Raw genomic sequence first — 17,960 nt, 5'->3', positions numbered from 1 at the left:
GATCAGAACTATCAATGGGATGACACATCGACATATATCAAAGAATCCCCATTTTTGAGAATTTACAGGCTGCTCCGGCACCTATTCAGGACATCCAGCATGCGAGAGTCTTACTTTATTTGGGAGACTCAGTCACAACGGACCATATTTCTCCTGCCGGATCTTTTAAAGAAGAGACTGCAGCAGGAAAATACCTCAAGTCTCACCAGGTCAATAAAGAAGACTTCAACTCCTATGGCTCCCGACGCGGTAATCATGAAGTCATGATGCGTGGCACCTTCGCCAATGTGCGGATTAAAAATAAAATCACCGACCAGGAAGGCGGTTTTAGTAGGTATTTCCCGACGAATGAAGTAAAAACAGTATACGATACTGCAATGGAATATCGCAAAACAGATACGCCTTTGATTGTCTTAGCGGGAAAAGAATATGGATCGGGCTCATCCCGTGATTGGGCAGCCAAAGGCACTTTTCTCCTTGGTGTACGGGCTGTGATTGCCGAAAGTTTTGAACGCATACATCGAAGTAATCTTGTCGGTATGGGCGTAGCTCCACTCGTTTTTATCAATGGAGAAAATGCTGAAACACTCGGACTTGATGGCACTGAAGTCTATACCATCACTGGCTTAGCAAATGCGCTAACACCACATAAACTGCTCGATGTAAAAGCTGTACACGACAATGGAAAGACAACAACATTTCAAGTCAAAGCGAGACTGGATTCAGCCATAGAAATAGAATACTTCAAGAATGATGGTATCTTACAATATGTACTAAGACAATATTTAAAAAACAATTAGTATTGACATTGCTGAAGAAGCATGAAATGAACAAATAGAAAAAGGGCGCCATTAAACGGCGCCCCTTTCACAACCTATATAAAAACCTACCAGAGTTCTATTAGACGATATTCTAGCCACCAAATATACAACGATGAAGCTAGGCCAAAGTTACACCCTTTACCACCTGTTTTCCTCCCTGAAGTCAGCCATTTTTTATCAACGCCCCTTTCATTATCCACGATAAAAATGTATTTTCGCAGGTAATCAATCCCAATATTTACGCAGCAGAAAAATCATGGATGAACTGGTAGAACAGACGATTTCTAAAGTAAGCTTCAATAGCGAATTGCAGCAAATTAAAGAATTTTATAAATGCACGTTTGAATATTGCGATTTCCAAAATGCGGCATTGGTAGATCTGATCTTTACAGATTGTGAATTTAAATCCTGTAATTTATCCAACATTAAGCTCAAGGGAACTCAATTGGATCATATTGTTTTCCAAGACTGTAAGATGTTGGGGATCCAATTCAACGAATGCAGCTCCTTCTCTTTCCATATCGAAGTGAAAAATAGCATGCTCGACTATGCTTCTTTTTTGAACGAAATATGAAGAAATTCAAATTTGAACAGTGTTCATTACAGCATGTCGATTTTGAAAAAGCGAACCTTCAACAGGTAATCTTTAAAGATTGCGACTTTCTGCGTGCCCGATTTGAACAATGCAACCTGGAAGGCTGTGATTTTCGTACCTCCATGAATATCCAGCTGGATCCAGAAACAAATCATATGAAAAAGAGCAAATTTGAATCAGAGCAATTACCCGGTTTGCTCGCCAAATATCAATTGCTGATCGACTGATAAGATTTTAATCATCTCGCTCCAGAAGAAATCTTTAGCAAGAAATTACGAAATAACGGATTTCAGGGATAAAAGAGCCTATTCTAAATCATCATATTTGCCTATCAATTTTAGGTAGATGAAAAATGTCATGCCCTTACGATAGCGAATATACCTTGTGCATATGAGCTCATGATAATTTCCTCACCAAAAAAGCAAATTTATATAGATGAAAAAAACATTCTTATCATTCGCCGTATTAATGGCCGCCAGTACGGTATCTTTCGCGCAGGTCAATAAGGCATTTAAAATTAGTTATGCTATTGTATTCGCAAACAACAGTGGCGGCACGGAGCAAGAAGGCCCTGTTTCACTTTATGAGGCATACGTCAGTAACGACAAAATAAAAGTTATATCTTCGGCGGAGGGACAAGAGTCCATTTTCTTGCGAAAAAGAATGAAGATAAATCAACGATCCTTTATCCCTCCCTATCGAAATACACCGTACACGAAGAGGACGCAACCTCCTTCTCCATAAAATTAGTTCCCGGTCAAACTAAAACCATTGCGGGTTATCCTTGCAAACTGGCACAGATTGAGCTTCCCAATATGGAAGATATTGAAGGTAATACCAACTTGTCCATCTGGTATAGCGAGAAGCTACCTGTTATCTATTGGGAAGGTTTTGATATCTTCAAAAAAATTCCAGGCGCCGTACTTCAGGTAACCACACCTCTTGGCGTAGATATTGTCGCACAAAGTGTCGCAAACAGTCAGTTAAATGACAATGACTTTATTGTTCCCGAAGACTACGATCAAGTGGAATCTATCTACGAAGAAGGCCAAGAGGGTGAGGAAAGCAATCAAATGGCGGAAAACCTTTACCTATTTGAAGACAGTACCTCAGGTCTTATGGGATTGCAAGATAATGCGCAACAAATCATCGTGCCTGCCCAATATCATTACATTACACCATTTGTAGGTGAAATCAGTGTGGTCCAGTTTAAAAATGAGAAATATGGTGCAATCAACCTTGCAGGAAAAGCAGTTATCCCCTTTCAATACGAATATTTAAGCTATGATGATAATTCGGCACAATTTCTATTCGGTCTAAAAGAAAAATATGGGATACTTGACAAGGCAGGTAAAGTCCTTATTCCGGCAAATTACGATATGATCTCCTTTATCAATGGTGGTTACGCTGTTTTTCAACAAAATGAAAAATATGGCATTTTAAATCAAGCTGGAAAAATAACTGTACCGGCTAGCTATAGTTTCATTTCCGAGAATAATAGCACACATTTTATTAGTGTCGAAAATGACAAATACAGTCTCGTTGATATTAAAACAAACAAAACATTGGCTCCGGCTTATGATTTTATTTCAATAACCGAAGAACCGAATCTTTTCCTTGCGAGTAAAGACGGCAAATACGGCTATTTAAATGGTCAGGGAAAATTGCCATTCCTTTTATCTACAGCGGTGCAACAGCATTTAGCGATGGTGTAGCATCCGTCTCGAAAGAAGGCTCAGATGACGTCATTCTAATCAATACAAAAGGTGAACAGGTCGAATTGGATGCAGCTGCTGAAGCGGTAGCCGAAGAAATCTAAAGCATAACCGGCTATTCAAAAAAATAGGGCTGGTAAAGATTACCAGCCCTATTTTTTTATCTATTTACGCTATTAATTCGCGCTTACTGTCTTCTTTTTGCCGAAAATTTTCTTACCTACTGTAAAAAGCAGCACCGCGATAATACCACCGCCCAAGCCGAACAAAAATTCCTTAGCCATACTTGGAAAATTAGGTAATGCATGGTGTAGAAAATCTATATAATGCGAAAAGATACCACCCGAAACCAAAATCAAGGCAATCGTACCTACCACAGCCAATAATTTGATAATAAAAGGCAAAGCGCGAACCAGCAATCTGCCTAAACTGGCCAATGGCCCTTTTTCCTTTGCACTTTTAATCAACTTATATCCAGCATCATCCATCCTGACAATCAATGCTACAATGCCATAAACGCCAACTGTAGCAAGCAAAGCAACCACACAAACAGTAATGATTTGCAAGGTCAGACTTTTATCAAGTACCGTTCCCAATGCAATAATCACGATTTCCACAGAAAGAATAAAATCAGTCGTAATAGCTGCCTTGATTTTTGACTTTTCAGCATCCATATTATTCTCTTCGACAACCTCCTCAACATTGGATTCGCCGGTCTCATGTTTACGATGGAACAAATACTCGATAATCTTTTCAACCCCTTCAAAGGCCAGATAAAATCCACCCAAGATCAAGATATATTTGATGGCTATTGGAAAAAAGACATTCAGTAGTAAAGCTATGGGAACGATAATCAGTTTATTCACTAAAGATCCCTTTGTAATGGCCCACAGAACGGGCAATTCCCTAGATGCTAAGAATCCGGTAGCTTTCTCCGCATTCACGGCCAAATCATCACCCAGAATTCCAGCTGTTTTTTTGTTGCTATCTTACTAGCAACTGCAACATCATCCATTAAAGCCGCAATATCATCTAATATTGCAAATATTCCTGAAGCCATATTTTATTAAAAATTTGAACGTAAAAATATAAATTTAATTCAATTCCCAAATAAGTAATTTAATTGGATTACAATAATCGACTATAAACAGATTTATTTTAATTGTGTATTTTAGATTCAAATTATACCAAATATGAAAAAATCACTTTCAGCTACGGATCAGGCAGCATTATACAAAGTGCTGAAGCAGCGGTTTGATACGAATATGAACAGACATCAGGATCTTGTATGGGAGCAGATACAACATAAACTGGAAGAAAACCCGACCAAGATCTGGAGCCTACATCAAATGGAGCAGAGTGGTGGCGAACCTGATGTTATCGGAATAGATCCGGTTAATGCTGCTTATTTGTTTGTTGACTGTGCCGAGGAAACCCCAAAAGGAAGAAGGAGTTTGTGTTTCGACCAGTCCGCATTGGATTCCAGAAAGGAAAATAAACCGGTAGGCAGTGCCATGGAAACAGCTAAACAGATGGGAGTCGAATTGCTAACGGAAGAACAATATCGACAGTTACAAACGCTGGGGCAATTTGACCTGAAAACATCAAGCTGGATACAGACACCGGCCGATATCCGTAAACTCGGAGGCGCCCTATTCTGTGACCGCCGGTATGATCATGTTTTCACCTACCACAATGGCGCTATCTCCTACTATGCCGCACGTGGCTTTAGAGCAGTATTATACGTTTAACCAAAAAAGAATAAAAAGCTAACTTAAAATAGATTACATCAAAAAATGAAACAGTCTATCATCTTATGGTTTAGCCTCATCTGCATCTTGTTTTCGCGATCAGTATTCGCGCAAGCCCCCTTTCCCGCGTTTCTCCAGGGCACCTGGAAAGTAGCCGATAAAGAACGCTATGAACACTGGGATCGCATGAGCGACGGTGAATTAAAGGGTGTTTCTTACAGCATTAAAAATGGCCAAAAAATCGTCAGTGAGTATCTGAAAATCAAAAACTCGGCGACAAAGTTATTTACACCGCTTTGGTAATCGGTCAAAATAATGGAAAAGAAATAGACTTTGAATTGACTTTTAAGGATAGCACCTATTCGTTTATCAATGAGCACCACGATTTTCCCAACCGAATACGTTATAAACAGCTTGCCGGAGACCGTATTCATATTTCAGTTGAAGGGAAATCCGGAAAAGCACATGCTTTTTATGTCCACAAAATAAAAACTGACAGTCTGAGTGAAAACCCCAATTATGATCGCGACTTAGCTACCAAGTTGGGCGCTGACGACTATGGGATGAAAAGTTATATTTTCGTGCTGTTAAAAACTGGCCAAAATAAAACCACAGATAAACAACTGATCGGCGAAAGCTTTAAAGGACATATGGAAAATATTGGCCGTTTGGTCAAGAATGGGCAGCTGATTGTAGCTGGCCCATTTGGAAAAAATGACAGTGGCTTTCGAGGTCTTTTTATCCTCAATAAGGTTGCAACAATTGAACAGGCCAAAGAAATACTTCAGACAGATCCAGCAATTAAAAATGGTCTTTTGGAACCCCTATACTATTCTTGGTACGGCTCAGCAGCATTATCCGAATACCTACCTTTTTCTGAAAAAATATGGAAAAAGAACATTGATTTACTACCTACCTAAGATTTTGGATCCATTGGGAAGAATCTATTTTTTCAATCCAGCATTCCCTAATGACATGCTGTTGTCAGCTGTCAAATCTATTTTTGAGAAAAATATAAAACGCATGGAAAATAGATCTATACCTTCTTTCAATATTATTGGAATTGCTATACGTACAAGCAATCAGAACAATCAAGCCGCCAAAGATATTCCTGAACTATGGGCCCGGTTTTTCGAAAATGATATCATGAACCGGATTCCAAATAAAGTATCCAATGAGCTCTATTGTGTTTACACAGAATACGAAAGGGATCACACCTTGCCCTACACAACTTTATTAGGTTGTAAGGTCGCTCATCTTGATGATCTCCCGGAAGATATGGATGGCATACGCATCGAAGAAAGTCTGTATCATCATGTTGAGGCTGAAGGAAACCTGGCGGCAGGTATTGTTTACGATGCCTGGTTAAACATCTGGGAAGCCGGTCTTCCAAGAGCATTTTCAGCAGATTTTGAAATATACGGTGAGGAAGCACAAAACCCAGAGCAGGCAAAGGTTGATATTTTCATTGCACTCCAATAGCCAAAGATTTTGTTACATCATTCAGGGCAATAACAGTCAAGCCTGTTATTGCCCTGACAATTTTTATTTATGTAACAAAACGTATGTCGGACCTTTCTTGCATTTATTTTAGCCAAAATATCTTTTACCTTTGTGCCGATTTAATTAAACTAATATGCAGGACACCACAGCCCACCGTAAGAAAATCGTACGATACAGCTACATAAAATTAATCGGAAGTTCAGTTTTCGTAAGCCTGCTATGTTGCCTACTCGCTTTCAGCCTGAAACATATGACCGGATATGTACAGGAAAAAATAGCTGAAGGCGTTTTAAACTGGGATCCTAGACTATTTATCCTATTACCAAGTGTAGGTATTACGGCAATATATTTTCTACGAAAGTATGCTTTTCAAAACCGGAAAAACAAAGGAATCAAGGAGATTTACACAACGCTGGAAACACGAAAGGATCATTTGCCTTTTTCAAAATACCATCCCACTATATCAACGGCTTTTTGACCGTTATTTTTGGCGGATCAACTGGTATTGAAGTTTCTACTGTAGTAGCCACAGCCACTGTAGGAAACCAGGCCTATAAGCGTCTTCACCCTGCTTGGGCCTATAAAACAGAACTGATCTGCGCGGGTGTTATTGCCGGTGTAACACTATTGTTTGGCAGTGCGCTTGGTGGCTTGTTATTTGCCTTTGAAGTCATCGCCAGAAAATACAACAAAACACTATTGATCAGTGGCATCAGCTCCATGTTGGTCGCCTCGCTATTCGTACACTATATGGATGACAGTCCTTTGTTCAACTTTGCAGCGAAGCAATGGCACTGGCAGGCCGTCCCTTTTATCGTCTTACTAGGCCTAATCGCTGGTCTATTAGCCTTGTATTTCACTAAAATTGTGATCTATGCAAAATCTTTCTTTGCCGGAATAAAGAATAATTTTATCCGGGTCAATTTGGGAGCCATTACAGTGGGAATCTTGATCTTCTTTTTGCCAGCCCTATATGGAGACAGCTATCACGGTCTCGGAGAAATCCTGGAAAGTAGTTTACATGGATCTATCAATTGGCTCTACTTTCTTCCCGTTACTGCTATTAGTCCTATTAAAACCGCTTGCAGCAGCACTTACCCTAGGGGCTGGTGGTGATGGAGGTGTCTTCGCCCCCAGTATTGTAACAGGCGCACTTTTAGGTGTATTTTTGCGCAACTGTGCAATCACTATCTGGGCACCCATCTTATTGTCATTAATTTTGCACTATTTGGAGCCGCAGCGATGCTTTCTGCTGCCATCCATGCACCATTTACTGCGATTTTCATTATTGCCAGCATCGTCCCTTCAGGTTATCTACTATTTGCACCCTTATTAGTGGTAAGTGTCATCGCCAAAATACTTTCCAAAAGGATCTATCCTTATAATGTATATACCTACAAGGAAGTCGCCCATAACTAACAGCCAGCATTGACTTCAAGGGGTCTGTCTCCAAATTGAAAATACTAACAGACAAGAAAAAGGATCAAAATTCATTAAGAATTTGATCCTTTTATTTAATTTAATAAAGCTTCAAAATACCCCTAATCTTCGCGGCTACCATCATCAGCCATACGGACAATTTTTGGTGAGAACTTTGCGACGACGTCCACCAACTCCTCTTGCGAGGCCATGACGGTATGGATGTCTTTGTAGGCCATGGGTGCTTCATCCATCCCGGCTCCCAAAAGTGTAATCCCCCGATCAGCAAGCATATCTTTCAACTCAGCAGCGGAAAGCGTCTTGATTGCTTGTGTACGGCTCATCAATCGTCCTGCACCATGAGATGCCGATTGGATAGCAGCCATCTCCCCTTTTCCGCGCACCAGAAATCCAGGAGTAGCCATGGAACCCGGGATAATTCCCATTACGCCTTTTGCCGCAGGAGTAGCTCCTTTTCGGTGTACCACAACCTCCCGGTCATTCCAGGTCTCTTTCCATGCAAAATTATGATGGTTTTCAATTTTGGCTAGTAACTCCGCCCCCAAAGCATCTTTGATCTTGTCATGAATAACTTCATGGCAGGCCGAAGCATAATCACCAGCCAGATTCATTGCCAACCAATATTCTTGTCCTTCCATTGTATTTAAATCCAGATAAGCCAGATTTTGAGCTTGATAGGGTAACTTACATAAAGTCTTCGCCAATTTGGTGTAATGAGCAGCCACAGTTGCGCCTAGACCCCGGGATCCCGAATGTGTCAACAAACCCAGGTAAAGTCCTTTATCAACGTTCAGCACCTCGTCCTTTTCAACAAACTCCACAATCCCAAATTCCACAAAGTGATTCCCTCCACCGGAAGAACCTAACTGTGTCCATGCCTTATCTTTTAAGGATTTAAGCAGATCATTTTCTGCAAACAATTTATTGTCCAGGACGGCATGATCCACACGTTCATGCTTCAGATAGCCATTTCCGGCACCAAATCGCGTATGTTTCAGAATAGTCTCTTTTAATGTCGCCGCATCTGTATCCAATAAGGATGCTGGCAGATCAAAGATGGACAAAGCCATTCGGCAACCAATATCAACGCCAACTCCGTAAGGAATTACAGCATTATCAGTGGCCAATACACCGCCGATCGGCAGTCCGTACCCTTGATGGGCATCGGGCATCAAAGCGCCAGCAACAGTAACCGGCATCTTCATGGCTACTTTCATCTGTTCTTTAGCTCCTGCTTCTATTCCGGACGCGCCATAAATCGTATACTCCACAGGATCTTCATTCAATGCAATTAATGTCGCATCAACAATATCCTGTCCTAATATGGCCTCTGCCAACACACTGAAAATAATATCTTCAGTATACGCTGTTGGATTTTCCAGCACAGATTTAAATTTGGCTAACATTTCTGCTCGCGTAAAACCATGTCGCTTGCTGTTGATTTTCAACGCAGCACCCAATGTATGGTTCTCTTTATATCCTAATGCAATCAGATCATTGCCATTAATTCTTTTATTTTCCATTTTCATCTTTTTTAACAAGGGGATCTTTCCAATCCCAAGCAGGTAGCAATACCTCTTTACAATTGCTACCCGCACCTCTTTTATCCTCAATTTTATTAACTTCCCTTTGTTGTTACTTCACAAACAACTGCTTTAATTGATCTACAATCTGCCCATTTCCCGAAATAGAGATGTTATTGATCCTTTCGGCAATTTTCTCCACATACTCCATTTCCTTCAATTTAAACAACATTGCATTCTCCTCCATAAGTTTTGCAGTATTCAGCAAACTTCTAGTCGAAGCAGTTTCTTCACGGCGCATAATAATATTTGCCTGAGCGCGCTTTTCAGCGATCAACACCTGGTTCATGATATCACGGACATCCCCTGGCAGAATAATATCTTTGACTCCGCAAGTTAATAGACGTAAGCCTAATCCAGCAATATACTCCATCGTATTTTGCAAAATATAAGTGCTTATCTCTGTCTTCTTGTCCATCAGTTCATCCAGCGTCATCTGACCGATATATGTCCGAAGGTTTAATTGCATCACAGCATACAATTGCTTCTCATATTCCTTATTATCCAATAACGCTTTGACGATATCAACGATTTGATATTGCAACGTGAAATTGATCCGTATTTGCGCTTTGTCCCGCGATAGAATCTCCTGACCTACCACATCCAAAGTTAACACACGCATATCTGCTTTTGACACCGCAATAGTCTTTGCGTTCTTCCACCAGTAATACGTTCCTGAATCCAAAATTTCTGTAAACACGCCATCAACAAAAAGTAATCCTTTTTCATTTGGTTCAACTTTGTATTGACGGATATAATAAGCCAACGTTTGCTTTTCAAACAATTGACGGTTGACAGAAACTGGTATTTCGATCTCCGAAATATCCTCCAGCTGAAATTTGCGCACTTGCAACCCTTTCCAGAACACATGTCTACCTGCTGCCAAGGTCTTTTCAAAATTATTGTTTAAGAAAACCAGCGCAATTGCCGTATCCGCCACTTCGACAATATCCACCAGTTCACGAAAGCCCTCCACCTGCAAGAGCACATCAATGTTATGGTTAGACGGAAACGAATTTGCCCTATTGTATACCTCCAGTTTTTCACTGAAACCCAACCAGTACTTACCGGCTTCCAATACACGGATAACTTGGTTATTTTTAACCACCAATCCAATTTCATTGACATTTACTTGTACTCTTTTCATCATATTTATTGTTTATACTATTTTCTAATGACAAAACTTGCTATGAGCTGTCCATCAATGCCGAGCGGGATCAAAAAGAGCCCATACGGAGCTTTACCGTAGAAGCGCTCGAAATGGCCGCCTTAGCGATCCACGACAACGCTCTTCCTGTATCGTCTCTGTATGAGATGTTCCCGATCACGGGCTCCACACCGACTGCCATGAAGAAAACGAAGTTCTCCTCAGTGCCGGACAGACTATAGCAAGCTTTATTTAAGTAACCTTTTTAAAGAAGGTATAACTTTCAAAACCAGAACCTAAATTCTGTGCAATACCCTTATGCTATTCCATCCGAAAATGGAAGTGGGATTCGAACCCACACGATTGAGTTGTTGTTCTAACCAAGCTGAACTATCCTGATTGCTCAGGAGCAGGAGTCGAACCTGCGACCTACAACGGAACTGCCGTGCTCTACCCTTGAGCTACCTCTTTCGAGGGAAGGATTCGAACCTTCAACCCTGGCAACCTTCTCTCATTCTCCTCTTTTTATCAGTATATTGAGTCCCATGGGGAACAATACTATCCTGCTATACAGAAACAGGAGACTAGGATGCAAATCAAAGAATAAGAGTCTTTTATACTTCTCCTAAAAAGAAGTACATATCTTAAAAGCATTTTGCTAGTTTCATCAAAGAACGTTTATCATTGCTGACATTACAAAGATCGCTCTGTTAACATGCAGACCATTTGCGCAATAAAATAAAACACAAATAAAATAACAAAAACAAGCACAACATACTGATAATAAGCTATAAAAATTTAAAAACAAATGTTAGCATTAAAAATTAGAGCCCAAATTGCGCATTTATATTGCGTAGATTAACAGTGACTAGACGAGAGATTTGCATAGATGATCATTAGATAACAATAAATATCACTGATTTCCATGAGAAAGCTTTCTGATATAAGTGCTATTTTTACACCGTTATAATTAATTGGAATTTACTAAATGAGAGCAAAAACATTATTGGTTATACTGGCTATCTATTTTGTCGCTACAAGTTGCACGGGTTCAAAGCCTAAAAATAATACTGTAAAGCCCGCTGGCGACAGCCTAACAACAAAAAGTAGCACTGATACTGCCAAAGCCAGCGATCAGGTAAAGTCAACAACAGATTTTGATCCAGCCAAAGTATGGCTGGAGCACATTTTTCACTGCAATGATGATAAATCAGGGAAGTATTGCTATTATCTGGACAAGGAAGAAGCCCTCTGCACGGCACGTTTTATGGAGTTCTTAGCAGATGCCAATGAAATCTATGGCCCCTCCAATCTAACAGACGCAGAATTACCGGAGGCGGAAGCGCGATACAAAGCGAAGTGGGGAAAAATTTACCCGCTCTACACGCAGGAAATGTGGTTATTCGGCCGAGGTAATGATGATGCCCTAGCCATTAATACCGTCGAAATAAAGAAGCTAAGCACAGACAAGTACAGCGTATTTATAGATTATGGTAACAATATAAAAACGCAAAATGAGGTTCAGCTGGTTCTTGAAAACAGCAACTATAAAATAGATTATTGCAAGACAAGCTTTGTACAATAAAATCTTCGTGCTTTCCGCAGCACAGCCAGAATAATCAACGTAAGGTTCTTTCTGACCAGTATACCGAGCTGACAGACAATTCAAAAAAGCCACTTTTTATCACTAACGGATAAAAAGTGGCAATATAATAAAACAATAAATGGGGCGTGTAGGCCGATTAAATTTGGGGCGAATTGCTCCACTTGACGATATTCCCTTTGTGCAGTAGGCCATCGACAGCTGAGATACGTGATACAGCTTCAGCAGAGCAGCTTGCATCCACCAATAGGAAACTCGCTTCATCTCCTACCTTTGGCCATACTTGTTGACCACTATCGTCCAAAGGTAATTTTCCATTTGTCGCATAGTGTAGGCAACGGACAGATCAAATTCCGTCTCATAACCATAGAGTTGCGCAGCAAGGTTTGCTTTTGCAACATATTGCCACTACCAAAGGTCCCCAGTGATCCTGTACATTATCATTTCCGGTAAGTACCTCCACTCCTGCTTTCCGCAGTTGAGGCAGCGGCATCAGCATATTGCGAAACGGGACTGAACTCGCAATACCGACCTTGGCGGAAGCCAAGCGTTCAGCTGTATATTGAAGATCTTTTTGAGACATATAGCCCAATGCAAAAGCATGACTGATAAATGTCCGTCCCTGCAGTGCGGGATTCTCAAGTACTTTATCTATTAAGTAATGGATCGTTTTGACACCAGATTCACCCCCTCATGCAGATGGATATCGATTCCCTTTTGTTGTCCAAAGCTAACTGAACAGTCAAGTCCATGGGTTTTTCGATACTTCCATCGATACTATAGGGATCTAGACCACCTATAAAATCAACCTTATCCCAAGCGGCAATTTCCTTCATCAGCCCAGCGGAGTCCGTATAATATAAGCCATGTTGTGGGAAAGCAACCAATTCTGCGCCAAAGGAATCTTTCACATGTTCCAATGCCCGCAATAGATTTGCTAATGATTTGCTTCCAGAGGTTGGATCGACATTAAAATGTGTTCTTGCAAAATTAGTTCCGTAACCCTGTAGCAACATGATTAGCTTTTCAGCCCTTTCCACCGAGGTTTTAAGCAGTTCCGGAATAATTTCCTGCTCGCGGGCAATCATATCCTTCACGGTTCTATTTTTAGGAAATACAGCCTTCCAAGGTAGACCATAAAGGGTTTTATCCAAATGGATGTGCATATCCCTAAAGACGGGTAATGCCAATTTTCCTTCGCATCAAATCCACCAGAGCCAACTGTAGTCTGACCCGGCCGAATTTCCTTTATCTTACCGCCCGCTATTGTTACCGTAAAGAGTGCCGTATCAGTTCCAACAATTTTCCCTTCACGATAGAGAAAACCTGTTTCCAATCGTACATTTTCTAATGTATACTGTTCGCTGTGCTGATTGAGTTCATTCATGAAAATATCATTTTTTTCAAAGCTAAGCTATTTAGCCCCTTTTGCTTTGTAGATATTATCACAACATTTGTAAATATTATGGCTGTGGTCGAAAATATCAAGTCTGCATGAATTTTCTCTTAATCCTGTGTTTAATATAAAAATATAGTTACTTTGAACTCGTTTTATAAAACACCACTTTCGTAATATGCAGATTGAAATTGATCACAATTTTTATGAAATAGTCAGTTGGGACAAAGATTATATCCAAATTCAAGGGACAGATTCCCCCTTTCGTGTGTATGCACCGCCTTTTATGATATTGCCTCCCTCAAGCAATATATCAGACTCCATCCGCCAACACCTTCCGGACATGATCAGTCCTATTCCTACCTGGAAAATCCCTATCATTTATTTACAAAACCCTATCTGGTTAAGGTTTTTCATACCTCAGCGGCACCTGTTATTGAACTTAAATCAAGCAGTATCTGCGTTCACCAACGAAAGATTGTAAATACACTCAAGTTGCTCAAGTCCTGGAGTCAGGAATTGTTATACAATGAACTGATCAAAAGGATAACTTATTGGGAAGAACAGCTGGACAACTACGCAATTTCAGCAATCCGTATAGGCAAGCTATCTAACAGGAATTATAAAATCAAGGGCAATGAAATCCATTTTTCATCCCGATTGATCGATTTTGATAAAGAACAGATTAATCTGGTTGTTTTAGCAGCATTTTGTAAATTTTCCAAAAAAACAAGAAAGAATCAGAAGCGATCTATAACTTGTACATCCCTAACTGGAGAGCATTTAATGTATAGTAAGACATGGCAGATATCAGCATACAATTAACAATAACAGGAGACAGCAACTTTGAATCGCTGCGAAACGATCCAATACAATTCTCAGACTTATTAGGCACCGAACAGCAGCGACTGATTAATGATCATGTTGTTGGTCAACTCGATGATCAAGATGGTGCTCCGACACTGACAGATTTTAGCATCAGCAATATTCTCTTTGATCGCATGACACTAAAGGGTTCCTTTCGCCTTCATTTCAAAATTTCCCGACAATTCTGCTGTAGCGATATCTCTTCCTGCCAGACAGATTACATGGATTTTAACTTTACAAAAGAAGATAAAAAAATCTATGCAGAAGGAAGTTATACACTATGGACAATTCAATAAATTCATCCATTTAAAATCGATAACAGATCAGTTGATTCCAAGTTAGGTATCCCATTTAAAAATGAAAATCCCCGAGCGCTATAAAATTAACACAACCTCCTTTTCCTATTATTGGACTAAGGGTATCGGTGTTAAGTTGCTAGATAAGTTGCCCAATAAACCAAATCTGGCCGATGCGGATCAGTATATTCCATTGTTATATCAGTACGATGAGGCCTGCGACCGATTGGTAGAACATTTACATCTGAAAATTGGCTTTACAAAAGGGCAACAATTGATTCGGGATTACCTGCAGGGCAAAGCCATCGAAAGCATTTACGATAAACTGATTTCGGATTTTATGAACACCTTGACTATAGAGCCTCAGTGGCTCGATTGGCAGAAAGTACAACAGGGAATTGCGCTCAGTCAGCGCTCAGGATTGACTGGACTCATTGTATTACGCGATTATTGTCTCATGGGTGGTTATGAATCCAGCGCGATCAATAAACCCTTGATTTTTACTGGAGCACTTAAAAAGGTGCCGTCAAACGCTTAACCGAGACGGTAACATTTTGGGTCGACATCACCGCTGACCAGGCATTACGAAAAGGTGGTATTGGCTTTGAAGCCATTTTATTGACGCGATGTATCCATTCCTTCGCTCGCTTGAATATATTGAAACATGGCGATTGGGACACTGACAAATGGGGTATCCCTTTAAATACGTGGGATATGCTGGCAACAAACTTAGGTTTTTCATTAGTTTATCTAATAGGTCTTAAACAAATGAAATTCAATTTATTAGAAAGCGAAATAAATGGAATTATGCACCTTTGGAAGTATATCGGGAGCTTATTGGGTATTCCATTGGATCTGCTTCCAGACACGGAGGAAGAAGCCATCAAAGCCCTATACTATTGGACCATGACCCAAAAGAAGGCGATCAGGACAGCATTGCATTAGCCCGGGCCCTTATGGAAGAACCCGTACATGCAGCTTACCCGACAAGCAAGTTTGGCAGAAAATTAATGCGGGAGGTACATTTGTACTATAACAACTATCTCCTAGGAAATTACTCCTGCAACCTATTGGGACTGGAAAAGACAACGATCGGTAAGATTGCCTACTTCAACATTCTTAAAAACAAAAAGAAAATAGCCAGATCCTAAAGGATGAGGTTAGGCAACAACAAATACGGAAAGGCCGAAAAGTCCATGAGGGAGTCAAACAGATCTATTTGAAATACAACTAGCCAACATGACGCTCGTAAGGTACCCTGGTGGCGATTGACCGGCCCAAGGTGAGCTCATCGACATATTCCAATTCACCTCCAAATGCGATACCGCGCGCGATTGTTGTAATCTTGATATTGAACTCGCGCAATTTCCGGTACAGATAAAAGATGGTTGTGTCCCCTTCCATCGTTGCTGAAAGCGCTAAAATAACCTCCTCAACACCACCTCGTTGAATACGGTTGAGTAGTCCTTCAATTTTAAGGTCAGCAGGACCTATTCCGTCCATTGGCGAAATCAGCCCCCTAATACATGATAAACACCTTGGTAAGAATTTGTGTTTTCAATGGCCATAACATCACGTGTATCTTCCACCACGCAGATGAGGCTCTTTTCACGTTTAAACGATCCACATATTTCACAGGTCGCATGATCCGAAATATTAAAACATTCCTGGCAATATTGAATGTCTTCTTTCAAACGGTCGATGGACGCCGTAAAACGGGCCACCTCGGGATCGGATTGCTTCAATAAATGCAAGACCAACCTTAGGGCTGTCTTTTGTCCCACACCCGGTAATTTACCAAATTCCGCAACCGCGTTCTCAAGAAGTTTAGAAGAAAAATTCATAATGCAAATGTAAGAATAATCGCAAAAAGTAGCTAGTATTAAAAAAATAGCTATATTGTATTCCTTTTGAAAAAAATGGGTTTTAGAAATTAAATGTATAACGTTATATATGGACATTACAAAAGAAGATAAAATTATCCGCGCTTTTGAGAACAAAACATGGCAGGAAATTAAGGTTAAAGATTCATGGCAGATTTTTAAAGTCATGTCAGAATTTGTGGACGGATTTGAAAAATTGGCTAAAATTGGCCCCTGTGTATCCATATTTGGTTCGGCACGCACACCACGTGAACACAAATATTATCAAATGGCTGTAGATATCGCCGCGCTACTAACTGAACGTGGATATGGTATTATATCTGGAGGTGGCCCGGGATTATGGAAGCAGCGAATAAAGGTGCTTATGAGTCTGGCGGAAAATCCGTGGGTTTGAATATTGAACTTCCATTTGAACAATTTCACAACAAATATATTGATCGGGATAAACTACTTGAGTTCAAATACTTTTTTGTACGAAAAGTAATGTTTATGAAATACTCCCAAGGTTATATCGTTATGCCTGGTGGTTTTGGAACAATGGATGAACTCTTTGAAGCGATTACCTTGATTCAAACAGGTAAGATTGCCCGCTTCCCAATTGTATTGGTTGGTTCAGAGTACTGGAAAGCCTTATGGACTGGGTGCAAAATACCATGTTATCAAACAAATATATCAGTGAAGAAGATCTCAAACTTTATCGCATCGTTGATACAGCTGAAGAAGCAGCAGATCATATTTTCCGTTTCTATGATAAGTATCTGTTGAAACCGAACTTCTAATCGCTATAAGATTAAATAAAACACAAAAAGAGTATCTAAACAATTTGGGTACTCTTTTTGTGTTTTCATGCACACGCCATCTATCCGCAGCCTTCCATCCTAATGAAAATCAGGCCTATCCTAGCATTAAAACTTTTTATTCGCATTGATACGACTACTTCACTTCGTGTTTGTCAGGCATAAATAAACAGCATTTTAACCTTAAACAAAAAGAAATATTTCAAATACATCAGTTAAAAAAAAGCACAACTTATCAGTTCGTTCGATGCAGGTATATAGCGGTCTCACTTCCCCAGTACGGATATAGTACCTCTTAAGTACAGATGAAGCACAGATAAAGTACTATTTTGTTACAAAACGAAATGTACTTTAACAGTGCTTTAAACGAGATATTAGACTACTGAAAACAGATAAAATACAAAAATTGACGCCTTTATCCATTTTAACTACTAGATAACCAAACCTAACACAATAAAGCGCATTCAGCTGTATATAAGAGCAGCGTCCACCGCTACGATTATTCATCCTTTCAGATCTTCTAACCAAGCTCAACGCCTAGCTTATTTACTGAAAAACGAACG

25 protein-coding genes, 1 tRNA gene and 3 pseudogenes are annotated in these 17,960 nt (G+C 40.1%); 20 read left to right on the top strand and 9 right to left on the bottom strand.

What is annotated here, in order from left to right; genetic code table 11:
• Positions 1-119: 119 nt before the first annotated feature.
• The 6 genes from KUH03_RS40245 (at position 120) to KUH03_RS49915 (ending at position 3,235) form a co-directional block, all read left to right on the top strand.
• Positions 120-800 carry a hypothetical protein gene (locus tag KUH03_RS40245; RefSeq protein WP_257090203.1) on the top strand — a complete coding sequence of 227 codons (681 nt, stop codon included), beginning with the start codon at positions 120-122 and terminating at the stop codon, positions 798-800.
• Positions 801-1,077: 277 nt separating this feature from the next.
• Positions 1,078-1,395 (top strand): pentapeptide repeat-containing protein, encoded by a 318-nt coding sequence (locus KUH03_RS40240; protein ID WP_257090202.1) that lies wholly within the window; start codon positions 1,078-1,080, stop codon positions 1,393-1,395.
• Entirely contained in the window at positions 1,392-1,643 is a 252-nt protein-coding gene (locus tag KUH03_RS40235; protein WP_257090201.1) for a pentapeptide repeat-containing protein, read from the top strand. The genes KUH03_RS40240 and KUH03_RS40235 overlap by 4 nt, the downstream gene beginning before the upstream one ends.
• Before the next feature lie 208 nt (positions 1,644-1,851).
• A complete protein-coding gene (locus KUH03_RS40230; protein ID WP_257090200.1) occupies positions 1,852-2,160 on the top strand; it encodes a hypothetical protein in 309 nt (102 codons plus the stop codon).
• Between the two features lie 71 nt (positions 2,161-2,231).
• Entirely contained in the window at positions 2,232-3,131 is a 900-nt protein-coding gene (locus KUH03_RS40225; RefSeq protein ID WP_257090199.1) for a WG repeat-containing protein, read from the top strand.
• Complete coding sequence (locus KUH03_RS49915) at positions 3,053-3,235, top strand: WG repeat-containing protein (RefSeq protein ID WP_373564896.1); 183 nt, start codon at positions 3,053-3,055, stop codon at positions 3,233-3,235. Before KUH03_RS40225 ends, KUH03_RS49915 begins: the two co-directional genes overlap by 79 nt.
• A gap of 72 nt (positions 3,236-3,307) precedes the next feature.
• On the opposite strand, the gene KUH03_RS40220 is transcribed toward KUH03_RS49915, so the two are convergent.
• A complete protein-coding gene (locus KUH03_RS40220; protein ID WP_257097792.1) occupies positions 3,308-4,075 on the bottom strand; it encodes a DUF808 domain-containing protein in 768 nt (255 codons plus the stop codon).
• Between the two features lie 249 nt (positions 4,076-4,324).
• On the opposite strand from KUH03_RS40220, the gene KUH03_RS40215 reads away from it, so the two are divergent.
• The 7 genes and pseudogenes from KUH03_RS40215 (at position 4,325) to KUH03_RS49905 (ending at position 7,804) form a co-directional block, all read left to right on the top strand.
• The gene (locus KUH03_RS40215; RefSeq protein WP_120257854.1) at positions 4,325-4,882 is read left to right on the top strand and encodes a DUF4256 domain-containing protein; all 558 of its coding nucleotides are present in this window, start codon (positions 4,325-4,327) and stop codon (positions 4,880-4,882) included.
• 45 nt (positions 4,883-4,927) lie between these two features.
• A complete protein-coding gene (locus tag KUH03_RS40210; protein WP_257090198.1) occupies positions 4,928-5,185 on the top strand; it encodes a hypothetical protein in 258 nt (85 codons plus the stop codon).
• Positions 5,179-5,802, top strand: a complete 624-nt coding sequence (locus tag KUH03_RS40205; RefSeq protein ID WP_257090197.1) for a YciI family protein — start codon at positions 5,179-5,181, stop codon at positions 5,800-5,802. The genes KUH03_RS40210 and KUH03_RS40205 overlap by 7 nt, the downstream gene beginning before the upstream one ends.
• Positions 5,783-6,364 (top strand): GyrI-like domain-containing protein, encoded by a 582-nt coding sequence (locus KUH03_RS40200; RefSeq protein ID WP_257090196.1) that lies wholly within the window; start codon positions 5,783-5,785, stop codon positions 6,362-6,364. Before KUH03_RS40205 ends, KUH03_RS40200 begins: the two co-directional genes overlap by 20 nt.
• Positions 6,365-6,635: 271 nt before the next feature.
• Positions 6,636-6,863, top strand: coding sequence for a hypothetical protein (locus tag KUH03_RS40195; RefSeq protein ID WP_257090195.1), 228 nt, complete (start codon positions 6,636-6,638; stop codon positions 6,861-6,863).
• A complete protein-coding gene (locus tag KUH03_RS49910) occupies positions 6,860-7,501 on the top strand; it encodes a chloride channel protein (protein WP_373564574.1) in 642 nt (213 codons plus the stop codon). Before KUH03_RS40195 ends, KUH03_RS49910 begins: the two co-directional genes overlap by 4 nt.
• A pseudogene (locus tag KUH03_RS49905) lies at positions 7,407-7,804 on the top strand (chloride channel protein). The gene KUH03_RS49910 and the pseudogene KUH03_RS49905 overlap by 95 nt, the downstream one beginning before the upstream one ends.
• Before the next feature lie 122 nt (positions 7,805-7,926).
• Here the strand turns inward: KUH03_RS49905 and KUH03_RS40180 are convergent.
• The 3 genes from KUH03_RS40180 to KUH03_RS40170 form a co-directional block, all read right to left on the bottom strand.
• Positions 7,927-9,348: an RtcB family protein gene (locus KUH03_RS40180; RefSeq protein WP_257090194.1), complete on the bottom strand. Its 1,422-nt coding sequence runs from the start codon at positions 9,346-9,348 to the stop codon at positions 7,927-7,929.
• A 112-nt stretch (positions 9,349-9,460) separates the two neighbouring features.
• Positions 9,461-10,558 (bottom strand): slipin family protein, encoded by a 1,098-nt coding sequence (locus KUH03_RS40175; RefSeq protein WP_257090193.1) that lies wholly within the window; start codon positions 10,556-10,558, stop codon positions 9,461-9,463.
• A gap of 400 nt (positions 10,559-10,958) precedes the next feature.
• Positions 10,959-11,021: transfer RNA gene (locus KUH03_RS40170), tRNA-Thr, on the bottom strand.
• Positions 11,022-11,543: 522 nt separating this feature from the next.
• On the opposite strand from KUH03_RS40170, the gene KUH03_RS40165 reads away from it, so the two are divergent.
• Entirely contained in the window at positions 11,544-12,140 is a 597-nt protein-coding gene (locus KUH03_RS40165; protein ID WP_257090192.1) for a hypothetical protein, read from the top strand.
• A 157-nt stretch (positions 12,141-12,297) separates the two neighbouring features.
• Here KUH03_RS40165 and KUH03_RS40160 read toward each other — a convergent pair whose 3' ends face one another.
• The 4 genes from KUH03_RS40160 to KUH03_RS40145 form a co-directional block, all read right to left on the bottom strand.
• Positions 12,298-12,462, bottom strand: coding sequence for a hypothetical protein (locus KUH03_RS40160; RefSeq protein WP_257090191.1), 165 nt, complete (start codon positions 12,460-12,462; stop codon positions 12,298-12,300).
• 54 nt (positions 12,463-12,516) lie between these two features.
• Entirely contained in the window at positions 12,517-12,750 is a 234-nt protein-coding gene (locus tag KUH03_RS40155; RefSeq protein WP_257090190.1) for a hypothetical protein, read from the bottom strand.
• Between the two features lie 91 nt (positions 12,751-12,841).
• Entirely contained in the window at positions 12,842-13,255 is a 414-nt protein-coding gene (locus KUH03_RS40150; protein WP_257090189.1) for a hypothetical protein, read from the bottom strand.
• Positions 13,252-13,545: a hypothetical protein gene (locus tag KUH03_RS40145; RefSeq protein WP_257090188.1), complete on the bottom strand. Its 294-nt coding sequence runs from the start codon at positions 13,543-13,545 to the stop codon at positions 13,252-13,254. The genes KUH03_RS40150 and KUH03_RS40145 overlap by 4 nt, the downstream gene beginning before the upstream one ends.
• Before the next feature lie 228 nt (positions 13,546-13,773).
• Here KUH03_RS40145 and KUH03_RS40140 point away from each other — a divergent pair, with 228 nt between their 5' ends.
• From KUH03_RS40140 to KUH03_RS40120, 5 genes are all read left to right on the top strand, one after another.
• Positions 13,774-14,379, top strand: a complete 606-nt coding sequence (locus KUH03_RS40140; RefSeq protein ID WP_257090187.1) for a hypothetical protein — start codon at positions 13,774-13,776, stop codon at positions 14,377-14,379.
• Positions 14,355-14,717, top strand: coding sequence for a hypothetical protein (locus tag KUH03_RS40135; protein WP_257090186.1), 363 nt, complete (start codon positions 14,355-14,357; stop codon positions 14,715-14,717). Before KUH03_RS40140 ends, KUH03_RS40135 begins: the two co-directional genes overlap by 25 nt.
• Before the next feature lie 61 nt (positions 14,718-14,778).
• A complete protein-coding gene (locus KUH03_RS40130; RefSeq protein WP_257090185.1) occupies positions 14,779-15,255 on the top strand; it encodes a hypothetical protein in 477 nt (158 codons plus the stop codon).
• Between the two features lie 26 nt (positions 15,256-15,281).
• Entirely contained in the window at positions 15,282-15,662 is a 381-nt protein-coding gene (locus tag KUH03_RS40125; RefSeq protein WP_257097790.1) for an oxygenase MpaB family protein, read from the top strand.
• Between the two features lie 11 nt (positions 15,663-15,673).
• Positions 15,674-15,868, top strand: coding sequence for a hypothetical protein (locus KUH03_RS40120; protein WP_257090184.1), 195 nt, complete (start codon positions 15,674-15,676; stop codon positions 15,866-15,868).
• A 79-nt stretch (positions 15,869-15,947) separates the two neighbouring features.
• On the opposite strand, the pseudogene recR reads toward KUH03_RS40120, so the two are convergent.
• Positions 15,948-16,561 (bottom strand): annotated as a pseudogene (gene recR / locus KUH03_RS40115) (recombination mediator RecR).
• A 115-nt stretch (positions 16,562-16,676) separates the two neighbouring features.
• On the opposite strand from recR, the pseudogene KUH03_RS40110 reads away from it, so the two are divergent.
• Positions 16,677-17,379, top strand: a pseudogene (locus tag KUH03_RS40110) (TIGR00730 family Rossman fold protein).
• Positions 17,380-17,960: the final 581 nt, after the last annotated feature.

The sequence above is a fragment of the Sphingobacterium sp. E70 genome (assembly GCF_019285695.1).
Classification (GTDB): Bacteria; Bacteroidota; Bacteroidia; order Sphingobacteriales; family Sphingobacteriaceae; genus Sphingobacterium; species Sphingobacterium detergens.
This window is presented reverse-complemented; position numbering and strand designations above follow the sequence as displayed.

Excerpts from the sequence above, each read along its gene's own strand:
- KUH03_RS40240 (WP_257090202.1), top strand. The coding sequence starts at position 1,078 with ATGGATGAACTGGTAGAACAGACGATTTCTAAAGTAAGCTTCAATAGC.
- KUH03_RS40235 (WP_257090201.1), top strand. The coding sequence starts at position 1,392 with ATGAAGAAATTCAAATTTGAACAGTGTTCATTACAGCATGTCGATTTT.
- KUH03_RS40230 (WP_257090200.1), top strand. The coding sequence starts at position 1,852 with ATGAAAAAAACATTCTTATCATTCGCCGTATTAATGGCCGCCAGTACG.
- KUH03_RS40225 (WP_257090199.1), top strand. The coding sequence starts at position 2,232 with ATGGAAGATATTGAAGGTAATACCAACTTGTCCATCTGGTATAGCGAG.
- KUH03_RS40215 (WP_120257854.1), top strand. The coding sequence starts at position 4,325 with ATGAAAAAATCACTTTCAGCTACGGATCAGGCAGCATTATACAAAGTG.
- KUH03_RS40210 (WP_257090198.1), top strand. The coding sequence starts at position 4,928 with ATGAAACAGTCTATCATCTTATGGTTTAGCCTCATCTGCATCTTGTTT.
- KUH03_RS40195 (WP_257090195.1), top strand. The coding sequence starts at position 6,636 with ATGACCGGATATGTACAGGAAAAAATAGCTGAAGGCGTTTTAAACTGG.
- KUH03_RS40180 (WP_257090194.1), bottom strand. The coding sequence starts at position 9,348 with ATGGAAAATAAAAGAATTAATGGCAATGATCTGATTGCATTAGGATAT.
- KUH03_RS40175 (WP_257090193.1), bottom strand. The coding sequence starts at position 10,558 with ATGATGAAAAGAGTACAAGTAAATGTCAATGAAATTGGATTGGTGGTT.
- KUH03_RS40165 (WP_257090192.1), top strand. The coding sequence starts at position 11,544 with ATGAGAGCAAAAACATTATTGGTTATACTGGCTATCTATTTTGTCGCT.
- KUH03_RS40145 (WP_257090188.1), bottom strand. The coding sequence starts at position 13,545 with ATGAATGAACTCAATCAGCACAGCGAACAGTATACATTAGAAAATGTA.
- KUH03_RS40135 (WP_257090186.1), top strand. The coding sequence starts at position 14,355 with ATGGCAGATATCAGCATACAATTAACAATAACAGGAGACAGCAACTTT.
- KUH03_RS40130 (WP_257090185.1), top strand. The coding sequence starts at position 14,779 with ATGAAAATCCCCGAGCGCTATAAAATTAACACAACCTCCTTTTCCTAT.
- KUH03_RS40120 (WP_257090184.1), top strand. The coding sequence starts at position 15,674 with ATGGAAGAACCCGTACATGCAGCTTACCCGACAAGCAAGTTTGGCAGA.